The organism is Dulcicalothrix desertica PCC 7102 (assembly GCF_003991905.1).
Lineage (GTDB): Bacteria > Cyanobacteriota > Cyanobacteriia > Cyanobacteriales > Nostocaceae > Dulcicalothrix > Dulcicalothrix desertica.
In genome coordinates this window covers 85,977-107,263 of sequence record NZ_RSCL01000005.1, presented here as the reverse complement: position 1 = coordinate 107,263, position 21,287 = coordinate 85,977, and the positions used below count along the sequence as shown (strand labels likewise).

At 38.3% G+C, this 21,287-nt stretch carries 16 protein-coding genes; 8 read left to right on the top strand and 8 right to left on the bottom strand.

The window, feature by feature from the left end; translation table 11 throughout:
- Positions 1-10: 10 nt before the first annotated feature.
- The 5 genes from DSM106972_RS11835 to DSM106972_RS11815 all read left to right on the top strand — a co-directional run bounded on the left by DSM106972_RS11835 (position 11) and on the right by DSM106972_RS11815 (position 7,905).
- The gene (locus DSM106972_RS11835) at positions 11-2,014 is read left to right on the top strand and encodes a response regulator (RefSeq protein ID WP_127080901.1); all 2,004 of its coding nucleotides are present in this window, start codon (positions 11-13) and stop codon (positions 2,012-2,014) included.
- Between the two features lie 5 nt (positions 2,015-2,019).
- On the top strand, positions 2,020-6,072 hold the full coding sequence (locus DSM106972_RS11830) for a PAS domain S-box protein (protein WP_158632812.1): 4,053 nt from the start codon (positions 2,020-2,022) through the stop codon (positions 6,070-6,072).
- Positions 6,047-6,424, top strand: coding sequence for a response regulator (locus DSM106972_RS11825; RefSeq protein WP_127080899.1), 378 nt, complete (start codon positions 6,047-6,049; stop codon positions 6,422-6,424). Before DSM106972_RS11830 ends, DSM106972_RS11825 begins: the two co-directional genes overlap by 26 nt.
- Before the next feature lie 439 nt (positions 6,425-6,863).
- A complete protein-coding gene (locus DSM106972_RS11820) occupies positions 6,864-7,247 on the top strand; it encodes a response regulator (protein ID WP_127080898.1) in 384 nt (127 codons plus the stop codon).
- A 223-nt stretch (positions 7,248-7,470) separates the two neighbouring features.
- A complete protein-coding gene (locus DSM106972_RS11815) occupies positions 7,471-7,905 on the top strand; it encodes a hypothetical protein (RefSeq protein ID WP_127080897.1) in 435 nt (144 codons plus the stop codon).
- Between the two features lie 261 nt (positions 7,906-8,166).
- Here the strand turns inward: DSM106972_RS11815 and DSM106972_RS11810 are convergent, their stop codons facing one another.
- From DSM106972_RS11810 to DSM106972_RS11800, 3 genes are all read right to left on the bottom strand, one after another.
- Positions 8,167-9,858 (bottom strand): alpha-amylase family glycosyl hydrolase, encoded by a 1,692-nt coding sequence (locus tag DSM106972_RS11810; protein ID WP_127080896.1) that lies wholly within the window; start codon positions 9,856-9,858, stop codon positions 8,167-8,169.
- 162 nt (positions 9,859-10,020) lie between these two features.
- Entirely contained in the window at positions 10,021-10,875 is an 855-nt protein-coding gene (locus tag DSM106972_RS11805; protein ID WP_127080895.1) for a cyanophycinase, read from the bottom strand.
- Positions 10,876-11,092: 217 nt separating this feature from the next.
- The gene (locus DSM106972_RS11800) at positions 11,093-11,308 is read right to left on the bottom strand and encodes a hypothetical protein (RefSeq protein ID WP_127080894.1); all 216 of its coding nucleotides are present in this window, start codon (positions 11,306-11,308) and stop codon (positions 11,093-11,095) included.
- Between the two features lie 190 nt (positions 11,309-11,498).
- Here DSM106972_RS11800 and DSM106972_RS11795 point away from each other — a divergent pair, with 190 nt between their 5' ends.
- On the top strand, positions 11,499-13,409 hold the full coding sequence (locus DSM106972_RS11795; RefSeq protein ID WP_127080893.1) for an ATP-binding protein: 1,911 nt from the start codon (positions 11,499-11,501) through the stop codon (positions 13,407-13,409).
- An 89-nt stretch (positions 13,410-13,498) separates the two neighbouring features.
- Here DSM106972_RS11795 and DSM106972_RS11790 read toward each other — a convergent pair whose 3' ends face one another.
- Together DSM106972_RS11790 and DSM106972_RS11785 are read right to left on the bottom strand one after the other, a co-directional pair.
- A complete protein-coding gene (locus DSM106972_RS11790) occupies positions 13,499-15,154 on the bottom strand; it encodes an alpha-amylase family glycosyl hydrolase (protein WP_127080892.1) in 1,656 nt (551 codons plus the stop codon).
- A 272-nt stretch (positions 15,155-15,426) separates the two neighbouring features.
- On the bottom strand, positions 15,427-15,798 hold the full coding sequence (locus DSM106972_RS11785) for a DUF1823 family protein (protein ID WP_127080891.1): 372 nt from the start codon (positions 15,796-15,798) through the stop codon (positions 15,427-15,429).
- A 158-nt stretch (positions 15,799-15,956) separates the two neighbouring features.
- Here DSM106972_RS11785 and DSM106972_RS11780 point away from each other — a divergent pair, with 158 nt between their 5' ends.
- Together DSM106972_RS11780 and DSM106972_RS11770 are read left to right on the top strand one after the other, a co-directional pair.
- Positions 15,957-16,268 (top strand): polyribonucleotide nucleotidyltransferase, encoded by a 312-nt coding sequence (locus DSM106972_RS11780; protein ID WP_127080890.1) that lies wholly within the window; start codon positions 15,957-15,959, stop codon positions 16,266-16,268.
- 145 nt (positions 16,269-16,413) lie between these two features.
- A complete protein-coding gene (locus DSM106972_RS11770; protein WP_127080888.1) occupies positions 16,414-16,713 on the top strand; it encodes an acylphosphatase in 300 nt (99 codons plus the stop codon).
- Here the strand turns inward: DSM106972_RS11770 and map are convergent.
- The 3 genes from map to DSM106972_RS11755 form a co-directional block, all read right to left on the bottom strand.
- The gene (map, locus tag DSM106972_RS11765) at positions 16,710-17,534 is read right to left on the bottom strand and encodes a type I methionyl aminopeptidase (RefSeq protein WP_127080887.1); all 825 of its coding nucleotides are present in this window, start codon (positions 17,532-17,534) and stop codon (positions 16,710-16,712) included. The two genes, DSM106972_RS11770 and map, sit on opposite strands and share 4 nt — an antisense overlap.
- A gap of 130 nt (positions 17,535-17,664) precedes the next feature.
- Positions 17,665-20,541 (bottom strand): M16 family metallopeptidase, encoded by a 2,877-nt coding sequence (locus DSM106972_RS11760; RefSeq protein ID WP_127080886.1) that lies wholly within the window; start codon positions 20,539-20,541, stop codon positions 17,665-17,667.
- Positions 20,542-20,803: 262 nt separating this feature from the next.
- Entirely contained in the window at positions 20,804-21,253 is a 450-nt protein-coding gene (locus tag DSM106972_RS11755) for a VOC family protein (RefSeq protein ID WP_127080885.1), read from the bottom strand.
- Between the last annotated feature and the right edge of the window lie 34 nt (positions 21,254-21,287).

Below are 21,287 nucleotides of genomic sequence, written 5' to 3'. Positions count from 1 at the left end.
TTAGTGAATTATGAGAATTTTAGTAGTAGAGGATGACGAACTTATTGTTCAATCGCTTGTTGCTACGCTCACTCAGTCGCATCATACGGTTGATACCACGTCTGACGGAGTATCAGGTTTGGAATTTACTCAAGTTTGTAATTATGACTTGATTGTTCTTGATGTGATGCTGCCTAAACTCGACGGTATTAGCTTGTGTCGTCAAATTCGCGCTAGTGGTGCTAGCGTACCAATTATTCTTTTGACTGCTCAAGACAGCAGCAATAATAAAATAATTGGTTTAGATGCTGGGGCTGATGATTATATCACAAAACCATTTAATTTACAAGAATTAACGGCTCGCATCCGCGCGCTTCTGCGTCGAGGTAATACCTTAGTACGAACTCAACTAGAGTGGGAAAATCTACGATTAGACCCGTCAAGCTGTGAAGTTACCTATAACGACCAATTAATACGTCTAACTCCCAAAGAGTATAGTTTACTTGAACTATTCCTTCGTAACCCTGCACGCACGTTTAGTAGTGGCGCCATTATTGATCATTTGTGGTCACTCGAAGAAACACCCGGAGAAGATACGGTGCGAGCGCACATGAAAGGATTACGCCAAAAACTTCGTTTCTCAGGAGTGACAAATGACCCAATCGAAAATGTTTATGGTATTGGTTATCGTTTAAAATCTCTGTTGGACGAAAAAAAGAAAAAGCCAAAGTCAAAAAAACCTCTTCAAAATACCACTTCTAACCAAACTACAATATCAAATCCTCCATCCATCAAGCAGAGCCAACAAATTTCTGCAATTTGGCAACGCTCACAAGAAAAGCTAAGTAACCGAGTCACTAACATCGAATTAGCAGTAGCAGCTTTACTTCAAGGTGTACCAGACTCGGAGATGATTAATAACGCTTATCAAGATGCTCACAAGCTGGCTGGTTCTTTGGGTATGTTCGGCTTTGAGTGTGCTTCGCGCTTGTCAAGTCAAATCGAACAATTGTTACAAGTTGCAACATCATTATCTCACTCTTCAAAACTACATTTATCAGAATTAGTTGTAAGCTTACGCCAAGAGTTACAGCAAGCCTCTACAATCAATTCAGGCGCCGAGGTTAAAAATAAACCATTACAAGGGCATTTAAATGACTTTACAGAATTAACAACAAGGCTTCAACAATCGCAAAGCAGCGCACGAGTACTAATTGTTGATGATGATATGAATATACTGGAAACCCTTTCAGAAATATTAAAGCCTTGGGGATTAGAGATTACCACATTAGATAACCCACTTCAATTTTGGGATACTCTAATTGCCACAGCACCAGATTTAGTCGTGTTAGACGTAGAAATGCCATCTATTAGTGGTATCGAACTGTGTCAGCAACTACGAAACGACCCGATACATAGTGGTTTACCAGTACTATTTCTCACTGCTCATTCAAGTTCAGATATTATGCTGCGAGTATTTGCAGCAGGTGCCGATGATTATGTTACAAAACCTGTAGTTGGTCCCGAAATAGTCGCGCGTATCCTCAACCGTATTGAACGAACTCGTTTGCTGCGAAACTTTGCCCAAATTGACCCTTTAACCGGACTTGTCAACCGCCAAAAGTTAAAGAGCGAAATTAATCAACTTCTCAAAGAAGCCCAATGTCATAACCAAGCTTTATACTTAGTTGCCCTTCAAATTAATAATCTCCAACAAATAAATGATAAACATAATCATTCTATCGGCGACCAGGTATTATCTTTAACAGGAAAAGTACTTAAACAAACATTTAATCAACAAGTTGTTTGTCGCTGGGCAGGTGCAGAATTTATATTGTGTTTGTATAAAACACCACTTGAAGAGAGTAAGAATTTAATATTCAACTGTATAAGGGACATTAAGGAAAAAGTATTAAATATTAATAAAGGTCAAGAAGTCGAGGTATCTATTAATATGGGTATATCTCAGTATTCGCAAGACGGCACAAACTTAGAGGCGCTGTATCATATGGCAACATCCCGATGCAAAGGGTAAAAGCAATGAGAAATAGAAGTGCGAGAAAAAAAGTTAAAGAGCGAAAACTGTGGCTACCGATTTTGGTAGGCACCTGTGTACTTATTCTTAATTTATTACTATGGCAGGGTTTGTTATTTCAAGAACAACTGCAAATTAAAAGAAATGTTGAAATAGTGACAGTAGATATAGGCGAAGATATTGCTTCTGAAATTAAAACTCGAACTCATGCGCTGAAGCGAATGGCAGAACGTTGGGAGTTAGAAGGTGGAACTCCTAGAAGTCAGTGGGAAGACGACGCAACAAATTATTTACGCGATTACAAAGGGTATCAAGCACTTGAATGGGTAGACAATTTAAGCTTTATACGTTGGATAGTCCCTCAAAAAGGTAACGAAGGAGTAGAAAACCGCGCTTTGCTGTTTGAATCAAATCGTCAAATTGCCATGAACACAGCAAAACAAACTGGGAATTCAACTATGACGCGCGTAGTTTCCTTGTTTCAAGGTGGTAGAGGCTTTTTGATTTATGTACCTTTATTCTTAAAGAATGGTACTCAAGAAAATACTCAAGTCGGCGCCTCTTTACAAAATTTTGATGGGTTTATTGTTGGTGTCGTTCGACCTCAACCTTTTTTGGATGCGATTATCAATAAAAATTTAATGCAGGAGTACGCAATTGCAATTTTCGACAAAGACCAACAATTTTATACCAACGAACTTTACCAGAACATTAGTAAAGAATTTATTAATAAATGGAGCTTTTACACTGAAGTAAATTTAAATGGTGTAAATTGGCGCCTGCGCGTGGTTCCAACTTCAGCACTCCTCGCCCGACAGCATTCTCCTCTAGCTGATATGATTTTAGTTGGCGGTTCAGTAGCTGCAATTTTAATTGCTATCGTAGTATATATGACTTTTAATTTACGTCTATATGCTAATAGAGTCGAACAAATTAATCTGAATTTATCTCATGAAATTAGTGAAAGACAAAAGGTAGAAGCATCGCTACAGCAATCTACTACACAACTAGAAGACTTGTATAATAATGCACCCTGTGGTTATCATTCTCTAGATAAAAACGGTATATTTATTCAAATTAATGATACTGAACTCAATTGGCTAGGCTGTAAACGTGAAGAAGTAATTGGTAAAAAAATTACTGATTATTTTACTACTGAGAATGCGCTTGAATTTGAAAAAAGTTTCTCAGTCTTAAAAGAGCGTGGGTTTCAAAGAGATTTAGAGCTGTTATTAGTTCGTAAAGATGGCACAAAAATGCCTGTTTTGGTCAGCGCTAGTGCTATTAAAGATGCAGCAGGTAACTTTATAATGAGTCGAAGTACGCTTTTTGATATTAGCGAGCGTAAACAAACACAAGACGCACTTTCAGAGAGTGAAGAGCGTTTTCGCGGTGCATTTGCAAATGCATCAACAGGAATGGCATTAGTTTCAACCCAAGGTCAGTGGTTACAAGTCAATCAGTCATTATGTGAAATGATTGGTTATTCTGAAAAAGAATTATTGGCAACAACGTTTCAAGCAATTACACATCCAGATGACTTAGATATTGACTTGAGCTATGTTCATCAAATGCTCAAAGGCGAAATTTCTACTTATCAGATGTCCAAACGTTATTTTCACAAGCTTGGGCATGTAGTATGGGTTTTACTAAGCGTCTCACTAGTTTGGGATACAACAGGTAAACCATTATATTTTGTCAGTCAAATTCAAGATATTACTGCTCGCAAACGTGCTGAAGAGGAACTACGCTGGCAAGAAGCATTACTGCGAGCAATGGCTAATGCTTCCCCATTAGCTTTTTATGTTGTAGATGAACGTACTGGTGAGGTTCTTTATTATAATTATCGTTTTTGTGAAATTTGGGGAGTTGACTGTATTGACGCTCAAATCATTAAAATACAACAAGATATTGCTAATAATAAATCTAAAAGCTGTTCTGATTGTAAACCTACATCAACAGGCACCTCGGCATTTCACAATGTATACAATCATATATCTATTGAATCAATTGAAGAAAATCGCGAAATTGTTGAAGACGAAATTTTTCTTGAAGATGGACGGATTATTCGCCGTGTGAGAGCGCAAATTCGTGACCAGCAAGATAATTATTTCGGGCGCCTTTATATTTTTGAAGATGTCGCCGACCGTAAACGTGCAGAAGTTAAGTTACGTAATCTGAGCAATGCGTTAGAAAGTGCCGTTGAAGGTATTGCTCAAATCGATACACGTGGATGTTATGTTGGGGTCAACCATGCATATGCCGAAATGTTGGGCTATGAACAAGAAGAACTTGTTGGGATGGAATGCAAAATAAGTATTTATCCAGAAGACTTAGAAAAAGTTACATATGCTTACCAAGAAATGCTTAATAAAGGTAAGTCAGAAGTTGAAGCTAGGACATTACGTAAAGATGGTTCGATTTTTGACAGACAAATAGTAATGGTTAAAAATTGTAACCAAGAAAAATTAATCGGTCATTACTGTTTTGTTAAAGATATTAGCGACCGTCGCGAAGTCGAACGTCTCAAAGATGAGTTTGTTTCGGTGGTCAGTCATGAGTTACGCACACCCTTAACATCTATTCGCGGTTCTTTGGGTTTGGTGGCAAATGGTGTTTTGCAATCTCAACCCGAAAAAGCGCAACGAATGTTAGAAATTGCCGTAAATAACAGCGACAGATTAATTCGTCTCATCAATGACATTCTCGATATTGAACGTATCGAATCGGGTAAAGTGATGATGAACAAGCAAATTTGCGACGCTGCTTTACTCATGACTCAATCGACAGAAGTTATGCAAGCAATGGCAGAAAAAGCAGGGGTAAGTATAACACTTAATCCTGTCTCAGCAAGATTGTGGGCAGATGCTGACCGAATAATTCAGACTTTCACAAATTTACTCAGCAATGCGATTAAATTTTCACCCCCTGGTAGTACAATTTCGTTTACTGCCAAAGTTGGTAACGAGCAAACAGAAAATATTCCTCACATAATCTTTGAAGTTAAAGACCAAGGACGCGGTATACCAGAAGACAAGTTAGAAGTAGTTTTTGGGCGTTTTCAACAGGTTGATGCTTCGGATTCTCGCAAAAAAGGAGGTACAGGTTTAGGGTTGGCAATTTGTCGTAGTATTATACAACACCATGATGGAAATATTTGGGTGGAAAGTCTATTATCCCAAGGCAGTAGTTTTTATGTCTCTTTACCTGTAATATCGGCGCCGAAACCGACTATTTTATCTAATGAGACAAATACTCCGACAGTGCTTGTGTGTGATGATGATTACTCAGCTCGAACAGTTATACAAACAATGCTGGAAGAAGGAGGTTATCAAACAATAACGGCAGCATCGGGTTTAGAAGCGATTGAAATAGCCAAACAGTCATTGCCTGATGTTATTTTTCTCAACTTAATGATGCCAGGAATGAATGGTTGGGAAGCTTTGACTATATTAAAACAACAGCCAGAAACCCAAGATATTCCTGTAATTATACTTAGTGGTTTTATGCCAGATGCGAAATTAGCTACAAACCATCCAGAAGTAAACGATTGGATAGTCAAACCACCCAATGAAAAAAACTTGTTTGAAGCACTCGAACGTGCGTTATCAAAATCTGATCATAATTTGAATGATAATTTGAAAGTTTTGATAGTAGAAGACGACATCGACTTAGCGCAGGTTCTAATTGCGATGTTCGAGCGTTATGGTATAGAAACTCACCATGCTCGTAATGGACGCGAAGCGATTCAGTTGAGTCAATCTTTAACACCTTATTTATTAGTCCTTGATATTGCACTGCCCGATGTTGATGGGTTTGCAGTTGTGGACTGGTTACGACACCATAACCATTTGCATCAAGTACCCTTAGTCGTATACAGTGCTATAGATTTGACTGAAGCTGACTGCGCGAGGTTAAATTTAGGGCAAACTTTATTTTTAACCAAAGCGCGTGTTACTCCCGAAGAGTTTGAACAGCGTGCTATCGGATTACTCAATTGTATAGTCTCTGGTAAAAAGGAAGGGCGCCGTAATGGCAAAGCGCATTCTCATCATTGATGACGAAGATGATATTCGCGAAGTTGCTCAACTAACCCTAGAAGAGGTTGGTGGGTTCGAGGTCTTAACCGCAGAATCTGGGAGCGAAGGAATTATAAAAGCAGAAACAGAACAACCTGATGCCATCCTTCTTGATGTCATGATGCCAGAAATGGATGGTATCACAACCTTTAAACAGTTGCAAGCAAACTCTCTGACTAGTAATATTCCCGTTATTTTACTTACAGCTAAAGTGCAAGCAAGTGACCAGCGTCGATTTGCAGAACTGGGCATTACCGGAATGGTTCCAAAACCCTTTGACCCCATGACTCTCACCGACCAAGTAGCGGAGGTATTAGGTTGGCAGTATTAACTCTAAGAAACCCGGTTTCTTATTATCTTTCTATCTTCACAGCTTCTTCACTTTTAAACTTTAATCTTAAAAATAAGCCAGGTTGAGCAGATAAATTTGAATTGAATAAAATTTATTATTCGCACAGCCTGATTCAAGAACAAAGTAAATTAGCTCTTTATCGTGCTGTTATATTGCGCTTAGTTTGATTTAATTCCCTATTACAACTCTTTTATAATGTTCTTGTTTTTTGCTGGCTAAATATTCTCCCATTTAATATCTAAGGTATTCTACTTTGTGTTTTCACACGGTTAATGTATCTTGGATATTTTTATTTTCATAAAATTTATTATATTGCCCCAATTAAGAACAGCACATGTTGAAATATACTGACCTTAACAGCATCACTAACACATTTAATTCAACTGCATTTTCATACGCATCTAGGGAAATAATCGCAGTGAAAGTTAAACATATTTTAATTATTGATGACGAAGAAGATATTCGAGAAGTTGTTGAATTGACGCTTCAAACAATGGGTGGTTGGCAAGTGTTTACTGCTGCTTCGGGAATTGAAGGTTTGGCAGTAGCAAAGACAGAACAACCAGACGCTATACTTTTAGATATGATGATGCCTGACCTAGATGGTATGGGTACTTTAGCTATTTTACGAGCAACTCCACAAACGCAGCATATTCCAGTTATTTTAATTACGGCAAAAGGAAAAAATGTTGACCGAGATAAGTTAGCTTCACTAGAAGTGACAGCTATTATTGCCAAACCTTTTGACCCCATGACTCTAGTTGAGCAAGTATCTCAAAAATTGGGTTGGAGCGATAGCTAAAAAAATAAATAATCAAAGTCACCTTCACTGGTTCTTCACTTTTTCGCTGTAATTTAGAAACTGAAGGTACTAATTAACGAGATTAATCAATAACAAGTCTCTGGTTAGCTCTACGAACGGTACTTCAAAACTCACCAGAAATTGCACTATGTGGGAGATTCTAAGTCTGTTATTATCTCCCATTCTTTTTTGATCAATCACTTAATTCTTGGAACACTAATTTATGTATAATCAAGATTTAGAGCAAGAGTTTAAAGATTTCGATACAGCAGTTAATTTACTCGTTGATGTTTTAAAGCTTCAAGATAAAGATTTAGTCAAAATTTGCGAAGAAGCGTTAAGTAATTTACTTGGCAGCGAAGAAGCAACGCACATGCTCAATGCAGCAATGTTCCAGCTTGCAGAAACTGCTCCCGATACTTGTTATTGGACTTGGCATAATTTTCCAGAATTACAAGTATGTTTGGACTTAAAAGAGCATGTTTGTATGTTTGTTGTTCAAAAGTTAATCAAAAAAGGTTTTATTTTAGGTAAAGATTTCAGTACTGATATACATGGTGAAATTTTAGTTAGTCGGGAAACCAGAGTTTCTATAATGCTTGACTCTGTTCCATCAGAATGGAAGTTTATCAAATCGGTGCTGCAAATTGCTGAGTAATATTTATAGTTTAAGTTTTCTATTTTATTTTTCCTATTTTCATTTTCTAAATTTCGTAACATAACTTTGCGTGTAGTGGCTTAAATGTGGTGAAGATGTGACTTTATATCGTTAATTTTATTAAAATTTTGATTTTCTCTAGATTATAAGGGGTTGAAGGTTAAGGGTAAATTTTACCTTTAACCTTTTTTATTTGAAAGAACGAACCGCAAAGTACCCTAAGGACGCTAAGGAAGAATTAAGAAGAACAAGATGTCAAAGTTAATTCATGAAAACTTTTGCTTCGTATGGCTTTAACTCTGTAATCAAAACATTTTGATTTTCTTCACAACTTGCTTCAACATTGCAATCTGACATGAAATCTTGCCATGTGCCAGCATCGGGGAAGTGAGTAATTTTATACTCGCTAAAGTTTTGGTCTGAAAAGTTTAGTACTGCTACCAGGCGCCCTCCCTGGTCATTCCAACGCACATAACATAGTACTTTTGCATCAGGGTTTTCATGGAAAAATTCGATGTTGTCAGATTGTAAAGCCAGATTATTGACTCGTAAGTGAATCAATTTTTTGTAGTATTCAAATAAATCTTTGTTTTCCTGACGTTCTAATAATGCCCAAGCTATTTTTTTGGGCTGGGTAACAGTTTGACTCTTACGCTTGTGTTCTCCAAACTCTTCTCCCATCCACAGCATTGGCACACCCATTGCCGTTATTAATAATACTGCTGCTAACTTGGCACGTGTAAATGCTGCTTCATCAAAAATGCCTCTATCCCCTAATTCCCGAAAAAGATGTTCTCGGTCGTGGGTTGCCAAATAATTTATGACGTTCACTGTGCTATCATACCCTTGCCTTCTAGGGTCTAACACTTGTTTGAGATTTTCTAAATCAAACTCTTCACCACAAATAGTGGGAGTAGCAAAATAACGAAAACTTTCATGCCAGCACGCATCTAATGGACCATTTGGACTTGTTACATCACTTGTATCAGGAATGTGTTCGGCAATATTATAAAACGGTTTTGGCGCCCCCTGAACTGTACAATTTTTCTTAGCTTGAGTGGCTAACCAATTCAAAAATTCAAAGTCAGCTAACTGACGCACTGCATCATAGCGAATTCCATCTATATGATATTCTTCTACCCAATATTTTACGACATCACCAACATATTTCCATGCTGGCTTTACATCTAACTTTTCATCGTAATTACTGTAATTAAACTCTGGACCCCAATAATTACCAGGGTCTTCTGGATAGTGCATGTGTTCGTAATACCAGTAATTACGGTCGATTAACATTAATGGACATTCTTCATCGGTATGGTTATAAATTCCATCCATTAATACGCGAATACCACGTTTGTGACACTCATCAATAAACCGTTTTAAATCTTCTGTAGAACCATAGCTTGATTCAGTCGCGAAAAAGTGACGTACTTTGTAACCCCAACTATAATCACCAGGGTACTCATTTACCGGCATTAATTCAATTGCATTAATACCTAGTTCTTTAAGGTAATCTAATTTTTCGATGGCATCTACATATTTACCACGTCTATGCTCGTCAACTTCTCCACCTGTAAAATCTGCGACGTGCATTTCATATACTACTAACTCATGATTTTGAGGTAATGGTTGGTCATCGTACTGCCAAACATAAGTATCTACAATTTTTTCACCGTCTTTAATTCTTACTATACCGACAGTACGTTCTTCATCAACATCTGTAGCGTAGGGGTCAATAACATCAATCCATTCATCTGGTTTGAAGTTTGGACTTTTGGTTTGAACTCGAAATTTATATTGATAAGTACCGTCTTCTATATTTACTTGAACCCTGAAATAACCATCTTCTCCTTTTTGCATGGGTGTTTCTTTCCATTCAGAAAAAGACCCAATTAAAGCTGCCCCATTGATGCGAGGAGCGAAAAGACTGAATTCGATTGAGCTTGCCATTGTATTTTATATGAGTGCAAATAATACTATATATTCTTAGAATTATTTAAAATTCGATTCCTTCTATGGGTAGATGTAGGGGTATAAAAAAAGGAGGAGTAGGGTTAACTACTTCTCCATTTGATGCATCTACTAAACTTTTTAGTATTTATAATTAATTATTTAACTTACACTGGCAGCTAATTCATTACCTTCGTTATTTACCACAGAACGACCATCTAAAATTGGCTTGTGAGTTTTGAGGTCAAATTTATAACCGTGCGGTAATATATGAAGACGGGCGCCGCAAAATGCAAGAGGTTCATCGCGAAGTATTTCATCTACGTTATTGTGGACTAATTCGTTTTCATCCACTACGGTGATAACACCTTCACCTACTACTTCCATTTTGTCACCTGTTATTACCATTGCGGTATTTTCATCGATGCCAAAACCTAATACTGCTGGTTGTTGGGCAAGTGCTGATATTAGGCGCCCTAAACGACCGCGTTGTGAGAAGTGCTGGTCAATTACAATACCAGGCAAAAATCCCATACCGGGGCCAAGGTCTACCATATTTATACGAGGATTAGTTTCTGAGTCTCCCTCAACAATCATTATATCAGGCATTACCGCCGCGCCTGCACTCGTTCCTCCTACTACTATTCCTTCGGCATAACGTTTATGAATTGCAGCATCAAGATCAGTATCTTTAAGAATACTAGTAATACGTGCTTGGTCACCACCTGTGAAAAATACACCTGTAGCTTCTTCAACAGCTTTTAATGCAGTAGATGATGAAGCATCTTCGCGCGTTTCAGTATCAATAATGCGAGCTTGTTCGGCGCCAAGACGTTCAAAAATACGAATATAATTTTCACCAACTTCTCTTGGTAATTCTGTGGCTGCGGTCATAATGACAACTTTAGCTTTTGTACCTCCTGCACGCCGCACAAATTCGCGAAGAATAATACAATCTCCTTCCTTATCCTCTGCTCCTCCAATAATCACTAGTTGACGTTGAATTTCGTTTGCCACAGCATTGCCTCCTGATAAATATTGATAATGCTTAATAAAGTTGTTAAAAACTTTGGTTGACGACTACATTTTGGCGCCTTGCCATTATATTGTCACAGATTGATGATATTTTGATCTCATTCCAACGGCACATTATTTGATTAAGTTTCATACAAACACGAAACCCGGGTTTTAAATTACCGGGTCTCACTTATTTAATTAAATTTTATGAATTTTATCAAATTAATTCCTCAGCATCCCCATTACCTTCTAATAAAGCGTTTAAAAATGACTTGGCATGTTCTAATGTTAGATGTCTTGGTTTTCCCTCAATAACAATTTGATACTCCGATACATCTGGGCCATCACCATATCCGGAAATCAGCTTGCGATGAAAAGCTTCCTCAGCAAGCTGTCTGACTTCATTTCTGAGGCTAGCTTCTGTTGCATTCATACGCTGTGTCCCAACTTTTTTGTACTATTTTCAAGTTTTAACAGAAATACGTGTATAATAACACCTCCCAATGGATATAAATTTTAACAAACGCGGTAGAGTAGTTGACGAGATGTAAAAACTTGATACTCACATTAATTTAAGCGGGTTATTATTGTGAAGGAAGGGTGTTTTGCCAAGGGTTTATACAATGATTCAAGATAATACCACCGAAGCAATTCGTGTTAACGCGCGTAAGACTGATGTTTTTGATATTTTCAACTTTAAAAATTACGCTGGACCAAACCCTTATCTAGATACAGGGGCACTTGTATTTGATTTTGCGTTGACTGACGAGCAGGAAGTCCTGGCTTTAGAAGATTACGTCAAAGCTATATCCGCACGCTACCCTGAGTTACGTGATGAAGAATACTCTTCACATGCTCATCTGTTTGCACGTACAGCTTCTGAGGTAGCAAAGCTAGATATGGATTTGCACGTCAACCGTTGGAGTATTAGAGAACATGGAAATCACCATCAAATTGCGATTCAATCACTATACGCACGTACTACCCGTGGAGTGATTTATTTTGTTTGGGATTGGTTTGAAGCAATTACCAGAGATAGCGATGTCGCTTTTGAAGAACAGTTGACGACACTGCAAAATCGTTTTCGTTCTTCTGTTTACGGTGGTCCCACTGTTTATGCTTTGCTGCGAACTGCTGATAGAAAGGGTATTCCAGCTTTTTACCTGTGGGAAGAAGGGTTGATGCAATATGGTTTTGGTAAAAAGCATGTTCGAGGTGTGGCAACAACTTTCGATGGTGATAGCCATTTAGATTCCGACTTTACCACTCGTAAAGATGACTGCAAAGCGTTTTTAAAGACTTTAGGATTCCCTGTTCCCCAAGGTGACATTATAGTTTGCGAACGCGAAGCGCTATCTGTTGCGCGTGAAATTGGTTATCCTATTGCCATAAAACCTGTAGTAGGTCACAAAGGTATTGGTGTAACAGCAGATGTTCAGGGGCCGAAAGAGCTTGAAGCAGCATACGGACGTGCGCTCAAAGCAATACCCGAAGACCAACCTACTCGAATAATCGTCGAAAAAAGTATAAAGGGAAGTGATTTTCGTTTATTGTGCGTTAACGGCAGGTTTGTTGCTGCTGTTGAACGTCGTCCCGCTTCGATTATTGGTGATGGTTATTCAACAATAGACGAGTTGATTCAAAAAGAAAACCAAAAACCTGTACGTCGTGACACTCCAACTTCACCAATGAGTAAAATTCAATGCGACGAAGCAATGGAGATTTATTTAGAAGAACAAGAGTTATCGTTAGCTAGTGTCATTGAAAAGGGTAAACGTGTTTTTCTACGTAAAGTAGCAAATCTTTCAGCCGGAGGAGTCAGTATTGATGCCACACCCACAATGCACCCTGATAATATTATCTTGGCGCAGGATATAGCCCAGCATTTTCGTTTAACTTGTTTGGGTATCGATGTTATTTCTGAAAATTTAGGCAAATCTTGGAAAGAAGGCAACTTTGTTATTTTAGAAATTAATGCGGCGCCTGGTGTTATGATGCATCTCAACCCGGCGGTAGGTGACAGTGTTGATGTACCTTCCCACATTTTGGAAACATTCTTTAGTTCAAAGGATGATGCCAGAATTCCAATTATTACGTTTAATAAAGTTTCAATTCATGATTTGCAAGAGACTATTGACCATATTCTCTCACAACATCCTGACTGGACAATCGGCGCCGTTTGTCAAGATGCGGTGTTTGTAAATCGTTCGCGAAAAATTTCAAATCCAGATTATAATACCAACGTTCAAAGCTTACTGCGAAATCCCAAGCTTGATTTACTCATCGTTGAATACAGCGAAGAAATTTTAGAACGCGACGGTATGTTTTATTACGGTAGCAACATGGTTGTTTTAGATAATCCTACTGAGACCGAAATGATGCTATCGCGTGATATTTTAGATGGCTCCACATTAGTCGTGAAAAAAGGTGACAGTATTATGCTGCACCGCAAAGGACTAATTGAAGAGTATTCGCTAGGAGAAGATGAACCGTTTACACGGGTTTATTTGAAGGAAATTGGTACTATTGTGTGAATTTTGGCAACGGATGTAACGGATGTAACGGATGGTTGATTCGTTTCTGACGAACTATTTATCCGTTACATCTGTTTTATGCGTTGCCATTATTGCCAAACAAAAACTTTTGCTTCGTATGGTCCTAAATCGGTCATAATTCCATCATCACCAGCTTCAACGTCGTAATTAGCTGTCCACTCATGCCAAGTACCACCAGATGGAAAACCAGGTACATGATATCCAGCGAGGAAGTTTTCAGAGAAATTAGCTACAACAACCACTCGTGAACCTTCATCGTTCCAACGACTAAAAGCAAGCACTTTTGCCTCTGGGTTTTCGTGGATAAAGTCAATATTTTCTGTATATAGCGCGTGATTATTTTTACGTAAATTAATCAAGCCCTTAAAATAGTCAAATAAACCATGATTTAAATCATTTCCAAGCAGCGTCCAATCGATTTTAGATGCATCAGGTGTTTTTGGTTTATATTCGCCAAACTCTTCACCCATCCATATTAGTGGAACACCAACAGCTGTCATCAAAAGTGCTGCACCAAGTTTAACTCGACGAAATGCTTCTTCATCAAAAATTTGACGATTTCCTAACTCAACCATCAAATGGTCATGATCGTGGTTGCTCAGGTAATTTACTACATTTGTGGCGCCCATAAAACCTTGACGTTTACAGTCGATAACGTCTTTGAGTTGTTCTAAGTCAAATTTGTCACCACAAACATGTTCTTTTATACAGTGATAGAAACTATCATGCCAGCAACCATCCATTGGGCCATCAATATTGGTAATGCTGGTAGTTTCAGGAATGTGTTCCGCAATATTATAAAACGGTTTGGCGCCAGCAGCGTTTTTAGCTTCTTGGACAATCCAATGCATGAAGTCATAGTTAGCCATTTGCCGTGCAGCATCGTAACGAATGCCATCAAGATGGAACTCACTAACCCAATATCTAACTGTCTCCCCAATAAACTTACGTGCGGGATAAGTCTCTAACTTTTCGTCGTAAAATTCATAGTTAAACTCTGGGCCCCAGTTGTTGTCAGGGTCACGTGGTTCATGGTGATACCAAAAATCATGGTCGATTTGTGTTAAAGGACTTCCTGCTTCAGAGTGATTATAAATACCATCGAGAATTACCCGAATACCTCTAGCATGACACTCATCAACAAAGCGTTTTAAGTCTGCCGTTGAACCATAACTTGACTCGGTAGCAAAAAAGAAGCGTGGGTTATAACCCCAGCTATATTCACCAGGATATTCTTTAACTGGCATCAACTCAATTGCATTGATTCCTAGTTCGGTAATATAATCTAACTTCTCTATTGCGTGCTTATACTGTCCGCGTGGGTTAGGGTCATCTTCACCACCAGAAAAATCAGCAATATGCATTTCGTATATTACTAACTCATGGTCGGGAGGCAATGGTTTATCGTCGTGCTGCCAAACGTAAGTATCAAGAATTCGTTCTCCATCCTTAATTTTGACTACACCGTTATCTTGTCCTGTTGACTCATCGATGTCTGTTGCATAAGGGTCGGTTACGTCAACCCATTGGTCTTCTTCAAAAAACCAAGACTTTGACTGAACCCGAAATTTATATTGATACTCTCCGTCTTTTAATTCTACTTTTGTGCGGAAATAACCATCATCCCCTTTTTCCATCTCAATTGGTTCCCAATTTGAAAACGAACCAATTAAAGCGGCGCCTTTGTTATAAGGTGCAAATAGATTAAATTCAATGGATGCCATAACAGAAATACTATTATATAATTGTAAACAAGCTGGGGTATAAATAAACACTTACTTGGCTATTAAAGCGTTAAAGAACGGGAATAAAATAGCAATAATAGGCAAATGGAATGTTTATTTAATTACCCATAATTATTAATAGTATTTTCAGCTTTCGAGTAGGGATTTGCCTATCTCGCTGTAGAAATAATTAAATTATGGTTGCCTCTATCTAGAGAAATAAACAAGGTATAGGTGTGTAAAAAAAGTTTAAATATTCATAACTAGCAAGATTAATATTGAATACCATTAAGTTCCATGTAACTTAGTAACCAATTAGCAGCAGTAGCTCTGCGTGTTTGTTTGGGTCCAAATTCACCAATTTTGTAACCTTTAAATCCCAGCTTTTCTTTAAGTAACTGTTTATTCTCTTGAGGAATTGAACGAGTTAGCTTCATTGCTGCGGGACGACTATCAAAAAAATCTGGAGGTTCTGGAAAATCTTGGCGCCACTCTTCAGCATATGTAGGTTCCCAGCGACTTGATACCTCATTGTATCTATAGCCTAAGTAATACCAAACTAACTGGTTAACAGTAGCCTCATCAACTGTTTCATTTAGAATTGCCCAAAGTGTTTCGGTATTCAGAGGTGGTAATTCATTCATACAATTCAGACTCATTAGAGAATTATAAACACAAATATTTACATCCAAAGGGAGAGTTGTAATTGACAGCTTGGATGCAAACTACATTTAGAAGCATTGCATTAATAGTGCTTTATCTGAATAATTTTTCAATTTTATTTAATTAAGACAGGAATATTATGGGACTAGGCGATTTTTTTAGAAAAGCTGTTGGACGTGAAACCCGCGAACGTGACGATTATAAAGACGAACGTTCGTACCGTCGTCGTGATGATGAGCGCGAAGATAATCAAGACGAGCGTTACTACCGTGATAGAGACTACGATAACGACCGTGCGTCTAACTATCGTGATAGAGATGATGACCGTGATTATCGTGATTCTGATTATCGTCGTGAAAAAGATGATGACGATGACGACGATGATGAAGAGTATGGGCGTAGGTCAAAACGGCGCCGTGATGATGATGACGATGATGATGATGATGATTAATTTTGGGAAATTCCAAATCACAAATCAAGATACATCTTGTGGGGTGGGCATCCTTGCCCGCCCTTACTCATTGAAACAGGCAGGGATGCCTGTTCCACAAGACATTAAGATAGTAGACTGATTATTAAGTAAGCATAATCAGCCTATGTCAAATTCTTCATCATCAACAGACATAATATGCGCTCATGTTTATATCTCTGGGCGGGTTCAAGGAGTTGGTTATCGTTACTCAACAGTTGAAACAGCAACACAATTAGGGTTAAAAGGTTGGGTACGTAACTTACCTGATAAGCGCGTCGAAGCAGTATTTGAAGGTAAACGTGAGATTGTAGAACAAATGATTCGCTGGTGTCATTTAGGACCACCAGCAGCACTTGTCGAAACTGTCAAAGTTGATTATTTGGCGCCAGAAGGTTTTGAGAGATTTGAAGTTAGGCGCTTTTAAAGATTGGTGCGGTCGGTTAGAATTTCATACCCGGTTTCAGTAACTAATACGGTATGCTCAAATTGTGCTGAGAGCGAATTATCTACTGTTACTGCTGTCCAACGGTCAGCCAAGGTACGTGTAATTTTAGAACCGGCATTTAAAATTGGCTCTATTGCTAATGTCATACCCGCACGCAGTTTGACGTTGGGCATTTCGCGAGTGCGATAGTTAAATACCGCTGGTTCCTCGTGTAAATTGCGTCCAACTCCATGTCCAGTAAAGTCTTCTACTACACTAAAACCATTCATTTTTACATGGTCTTCGATGGCGCCTGCTAAATCAAGTAAACTTTTCCCCGCTTGTACTTGCTCGATACCTTTATATAAAGCTTCTTCAGCAACGCGAATTAACTTAGCTGCTTGTGGTGTTACTTCTTCAACGGCAATCGTTATACATGAGTCACCATGATAGCCTTCGTAATAGGCGCCTGTGTCAACTTTTAAAACGTCTCCAGCACGAATAACTTTTTTAGCGCTAGGAATACCATGTACAACTTCATTGTTTATACTCGAACAAATTGAAGCTGGGAAACCATGATAACCCTTGAAACTGGGGGTTGCACCCATTTCGCGAATCCGCTTTTCTGCATGAGCATCCAAGTCTGCTGTCGTCATTCCTGGTTTGACCAGTTCAGAAATTTCTTTAAGTACAGTCGCCACAATTTTGGCAGATTGCCGCATAATCTCAATTTCACGCGGTGATTTAATTTCAATACCTCGACGTTGGCGTTTCGGAGCGGTTCTAACTGGTTGAGAAAGCAGATTGCTTAAAATGTTCATGATTACCAATAACTATCTTTTCTTTGCCACAGAGACTTTTTTAGTAAAATTCTGTAGTTAAGCAACAATATCATCTGTACTTAACTTAACTTATTTTGGGTGCTAATGTTTTGTGTGCTTGCAAGACTACTTAATTTGGCTGTATACCTTGCGTTGCTACAGCAGGTCCAGCAGTGACAACCACAATTTTATCTGGGTTCAGTAACTCGCGAGCAGCTTGGTTAACTTGAGAAAGACCCACCTGATTGATTTTTTCGGTAAAATTACGTAATTCCTCTACATCTAACCCATAAACTTGATTCATCAAAATTTGGTGTACTAATTCTTCAGGATTTGCTAGAGACACAATATAGTTACTAACTACGGTGCGTTTTGCGGTTTCAACTTCCTGTTCTGTTACACCAAGCTTGTGAATATCTTGAAGTAATTGACGTGTACTAGCAATAGCTTTCGCTGTGTCCTGGGGGCTGGTTTGCATTTCGATTAAAAACGTGCCAGAGTTTTTACCAGCTAGAAAATTACTGAATATACCGTAAGTTAACCCTTGACGGTCACGTAATTCGGCGCCTAAGCGACTCGATAAAGTATCACCACCCAAAATTTGATTTAAAACCAGCGCAGAATAATAACGTGAGTCATTACGATTTATCGCAGTATTACCCATATAAGTAATTGTTTGGGCTTTACCTGGCAACACCGAATTGACGCGAATAACGTTATCAGGCATTGATACACTTGGATAAAGTAATGTTTCTGCTTTGCCATCAACTGACCAATCACCTAACTCACCTTTAAGGCGTGATTTTACTTCTGCTGGGTTAAAATCTCCAACTAAAGCTAACACCATCGCATCAGGACGATAATACTTGGCTTTAAAATCAATTACATCTTTACGAGTAATTCGCCGTAAACTTTGCTTTGTAGGAAATTTGTGCAGCGGATGCGGTTTTGGATAAATTGATTGTACAAATGTTCTTCTCGCTACTTCTGATGGGTCATCTAAATCTTGTTCTAAGGCACTCAAAGCATGTTTTCGACTTAATTCGAGTTCTCGGTTTGGAAAAGTCGGATTTTTAATTACATCAGCTAAGGTATGAAGCAGTACAGATAAATCTTCTGCCAAGCTATCACCCTCAATTCGTACACCTTCGCGCGAGGGGTTAAAATCTAAAGAAGCTCCACGTTCTTCTAGAGCTTTGGCAAGTTGTAATACGTCTTTGGTTTTAGTGCCACTAAGTAAATTATCTGCAACTAACTCAGAAAGTCCAGCTTTATTATCGCAGTCAAATTCTGAGCCTGCTTTGATATAGCCACTTAATGTCACCGTTGGAGTGCTTTTATCAGGCAACATCAATACTCGCAACCCATTTGGAAACATTACTAGTTCTGGTACACTTTGTAAAGTCTCTGACGGCGCCTCAAACTGGGGTAAATATTTCAACACATCAGCTTTATCTAAAACACCACCACTTGACGAAGTAAAACTTTCGTGAGTTTGGTTTGAATTAATTTTATTATTACTACTACTATTCTTGGCAATTACTGGTGCCTGGGTAGGTAAAAAGTAACCAAAGGTTCGTGACTCAATATTAAGATAATGTTTAGCGACACGCTGTACATCCTGTGCTGTCACCTTGCGTACAGCATCCAAGTAATTATCCATAAATAGATGATTACCTGTGACGACCTCATCGTTACCCAACTGCATCGCTTGACTAGTAATATCGCGATTACCCAAAATTACAGAAGACTCAAACTGTGCTTTTGCGCGTTTTAACTCCGACTCGTCAACACCCTCTTCAGTAAATTTACTAATTACTTTTGTGACTATCGAATCAATTTTTTTTAAATCTTGCTTGGGAGTAGCTAATATAGTAATCTCATACCAACCAAAGTCTTTGAGACTTGCAACCGAAGCATCAACATCAGTTGCGATACCTGAATCAACCAACGCTTGATAAAGTCTAGAATTTCTACCATCTGACAAAATATAGTCCATTACATCTAACGCAGGTGCATCTGGATGTTTTATATCTGGCAGAGGATAAACACTTTGCAATATTGATGCGGCGCCTGGTTCTTTTAGAATAATAGGGCCTGTAGAGACACGATTAATCGCGTCTCTACGTATTCCATTTTTATACTCAGCACTCAGCACTTTCTTCTCAGCACTGTTATTAAATATTCTTTTAACGTCAGCGATGGTTGATTCGGTTTGAAAATCACCAACAATAACTAAAACGGCATTATCTGGTCTATAAAATTTATTATAGTACTCTTGAACTTTCTCAACTGTAAATTTTTCAACGTCAGATTTTTTACCCCCTACCGATAGTCCGTAAGGATGGTCAGGGAATGCAGCGTGCATTACAGCATGGCTAAGACGATATTCGGGATTATTTTCATAACCTTGTAATTCAGAAATGACGACTCGTTTTTCGCTTGCGAGTGCAGGAGCATCAATGAGAGAGTTGTGCATTCTATCTGCTTCTAATTCGAGCAAAGCGTTTAACTTTGTACGTTCAACAGTGTTGTAGTAAGCTGTTTGGTCGTAACTTGTAAAAGCGTTGGAGTCGCTACCAAGCGTACTAAATAATCTTCCAAATTGAATTGGGCGCCGAGCAGTACCTTTAAACATCATATGCTCAAGTTGATGAGCAATACCATTGACACCCTGTTCTTCATTTCGAGAACCAATTCTATACCAAACTTGCACCGTTACAACTGGAGCGGTGTGAACTTCTTTCGTTATTACAGTAAGACCATTTTCTAATACTATTTTACGTGCATCTTCATTCATTGATTGCTTTTGTGGATTACTTATATTTAAACTTTTAAAGTTAGATGTTATCTCTTTACGTGTATATACTTGATTAGATATTTGATTAGACGCAGCATTTGATTCGCCACTAACAGAATAATTGCTTAGTAGCACAACCACAATCAACCAAAGACTTAATAGTAGCAGTGGAAAACGATATTGGTATAATTTATAAAACACGAACATGCATCTTACGATATTATCTGTAAACTCAACTACAGATTTTTTTATGACTATAGTATAATCCTAAAGACAGATTATGTCGCCTCGGCAACATTACAGATAAGATTATTCTCCCATACAGATGAAACAAAGGAAATACGGTTAAATTCGAGTTTATCGCGATATTTAGCGCATTAACACCTATCTAATAAAATTATAATAACAAACTCAATAGCAGTGAAAACACGTAAACGAAGTTGCTTTTATAACTTTAATCTAGTTAAAGTTACTGGGAATTTATTTTTGAAAGAACACGAATAAATTCCAAAGGCAAACCGTCTGCATCGGCAATAAAAGTAACTTCGTAGATGCTGCTGCCTATTTGCTGCTGTGTTGGCTCTAAAAGGACTTTAAATGGTAATAGTCCATCAGGATAACTTTGAGAAGGTACAGCAAAGCGTTCTTGTAACGAAGCCAACCAACTGGGCAAATCAGGCGCCAATTCAGTTAAATCGAATGAGAGATGATAATACCCTACATAGTGTTCGTCTGCAAATGCATCTGGAGCAGGATTTGGTTCAGGGATTTGAATTAATTCAATTCTGCTACCTAATCCTTCCATCCAACAAGCCAATGTGTAACCAGTAGTAAAACGTTCAGCAATAGAAAAGCCCAACTGCTCGTAGAAAGCAATAGCGCGATGAATATTTGCCGTCCGAATTGAAGCGTGATGCATAACGGGTAGGGGCGGGTTAACCGAGATTTTGGAT

Excerpts from the sequence above, each read along its gene's own strand:
- DSM106972_RS11830 (WP_158632812.1), top strand. The coding sequence starts at position 2,020 with ATGAGAAATAGAAGTGCGAGAAAAAAAGTTAAAGAGCGAAAACTGTGG.
- DSM106972_RS11790 (WP_127080892.1), bottom strand. The coding sequence starts at position 15,154 with ATGGCATCCATTGAATTTAATCTATTTGCACCTTATAACAAAGGCGCC.
- DSM106972_RS11785 (WP_127080891.1), bottom strand. The coding sequence starts at position 15,798 with ATGAATGAATTACCACCTCTGAATACCGAAACACTTTGGGCAATTCTA.
- DSM106972_RS11825 (WP_127080899.1), top strand. The coding sequence starts at position 6,047 with ATGGCAAAGCGCATTCTCATCATTGATGACGAAGATGATATTCGCGAA.
- DSM106972_RS11815 (WP_127080897.1), top strand. The coding sequence starts at position 7,471 with ATGTATAATCAAGATTTAGAGCAAGAGTTTAAAGATTTCGATACAGCA.
- DSM106972_RS11795 (WP_127080893.1), top strand. The coding sequence starts at position 11,499 with ATGATTCAAGATAATACCACCGAAGCAATTCGTGTTAACGCGCGTAAG.
- DSM106972_RS11810 (WP_127080896.1), bottom strand. The coding sequence starts at position 9,858 with ATGGCAAGCTCAATCGAATTCAGTCTTTTCGCTCCTCGCATCAATGGG.
- DSM106972_RS11760 (WP_127080886.1), bottom strand. The coding sequence starts at position 20,541 with ATGTTCGTGTTTTATAAATTATACCAATATCGTTTTCCACTGCTACTA.
- DSM106972_RS11780 (WP_127080890.1), top strand. The coding sequence starts at position 15,957 with ATGGGACTAGGCGATTTTTTTAGAAAAGCTGTTGGACGTGAAACCCGC.
- DSM106972_RS11770 (WP_127080888.1), top strand. The coding sequence starts at position 16,414 with ATGTCAAATTCTTCATCATCAACAGACATAATATGCGCTCATGTTTAT.
- DSM106972_RS11755 (WP_127080885.1), bottom strand. The coding sequence starts at position 21,253 with ATGCATCACGCTTCAATTCGGACGGCAAATATTCATCGCGCTATTGCT.
- DSM106972_RS11800 (WP_127080894.1), bottom strand. The coding sequence starts at position 11,308 with ATGAATGCAACAGAAGCTAGCCTCAGAAATGAAGTCAGACAGCTTGCT.
- DSM106972_RS11835 (WP_127080901.1), top strand. The coding sequence starts at position 11 with ATGAGAATTTTAGTAGTAGAGGATGACGAACTTATTGTTCAATCGCTT.
- map (WP_127080887.1), bottom strand. The coding sequence starts at position 17,534 with ATGAACATTTTAAGCAATCTGCTTTCTCAACCAGTTAGAACCGCTCCG.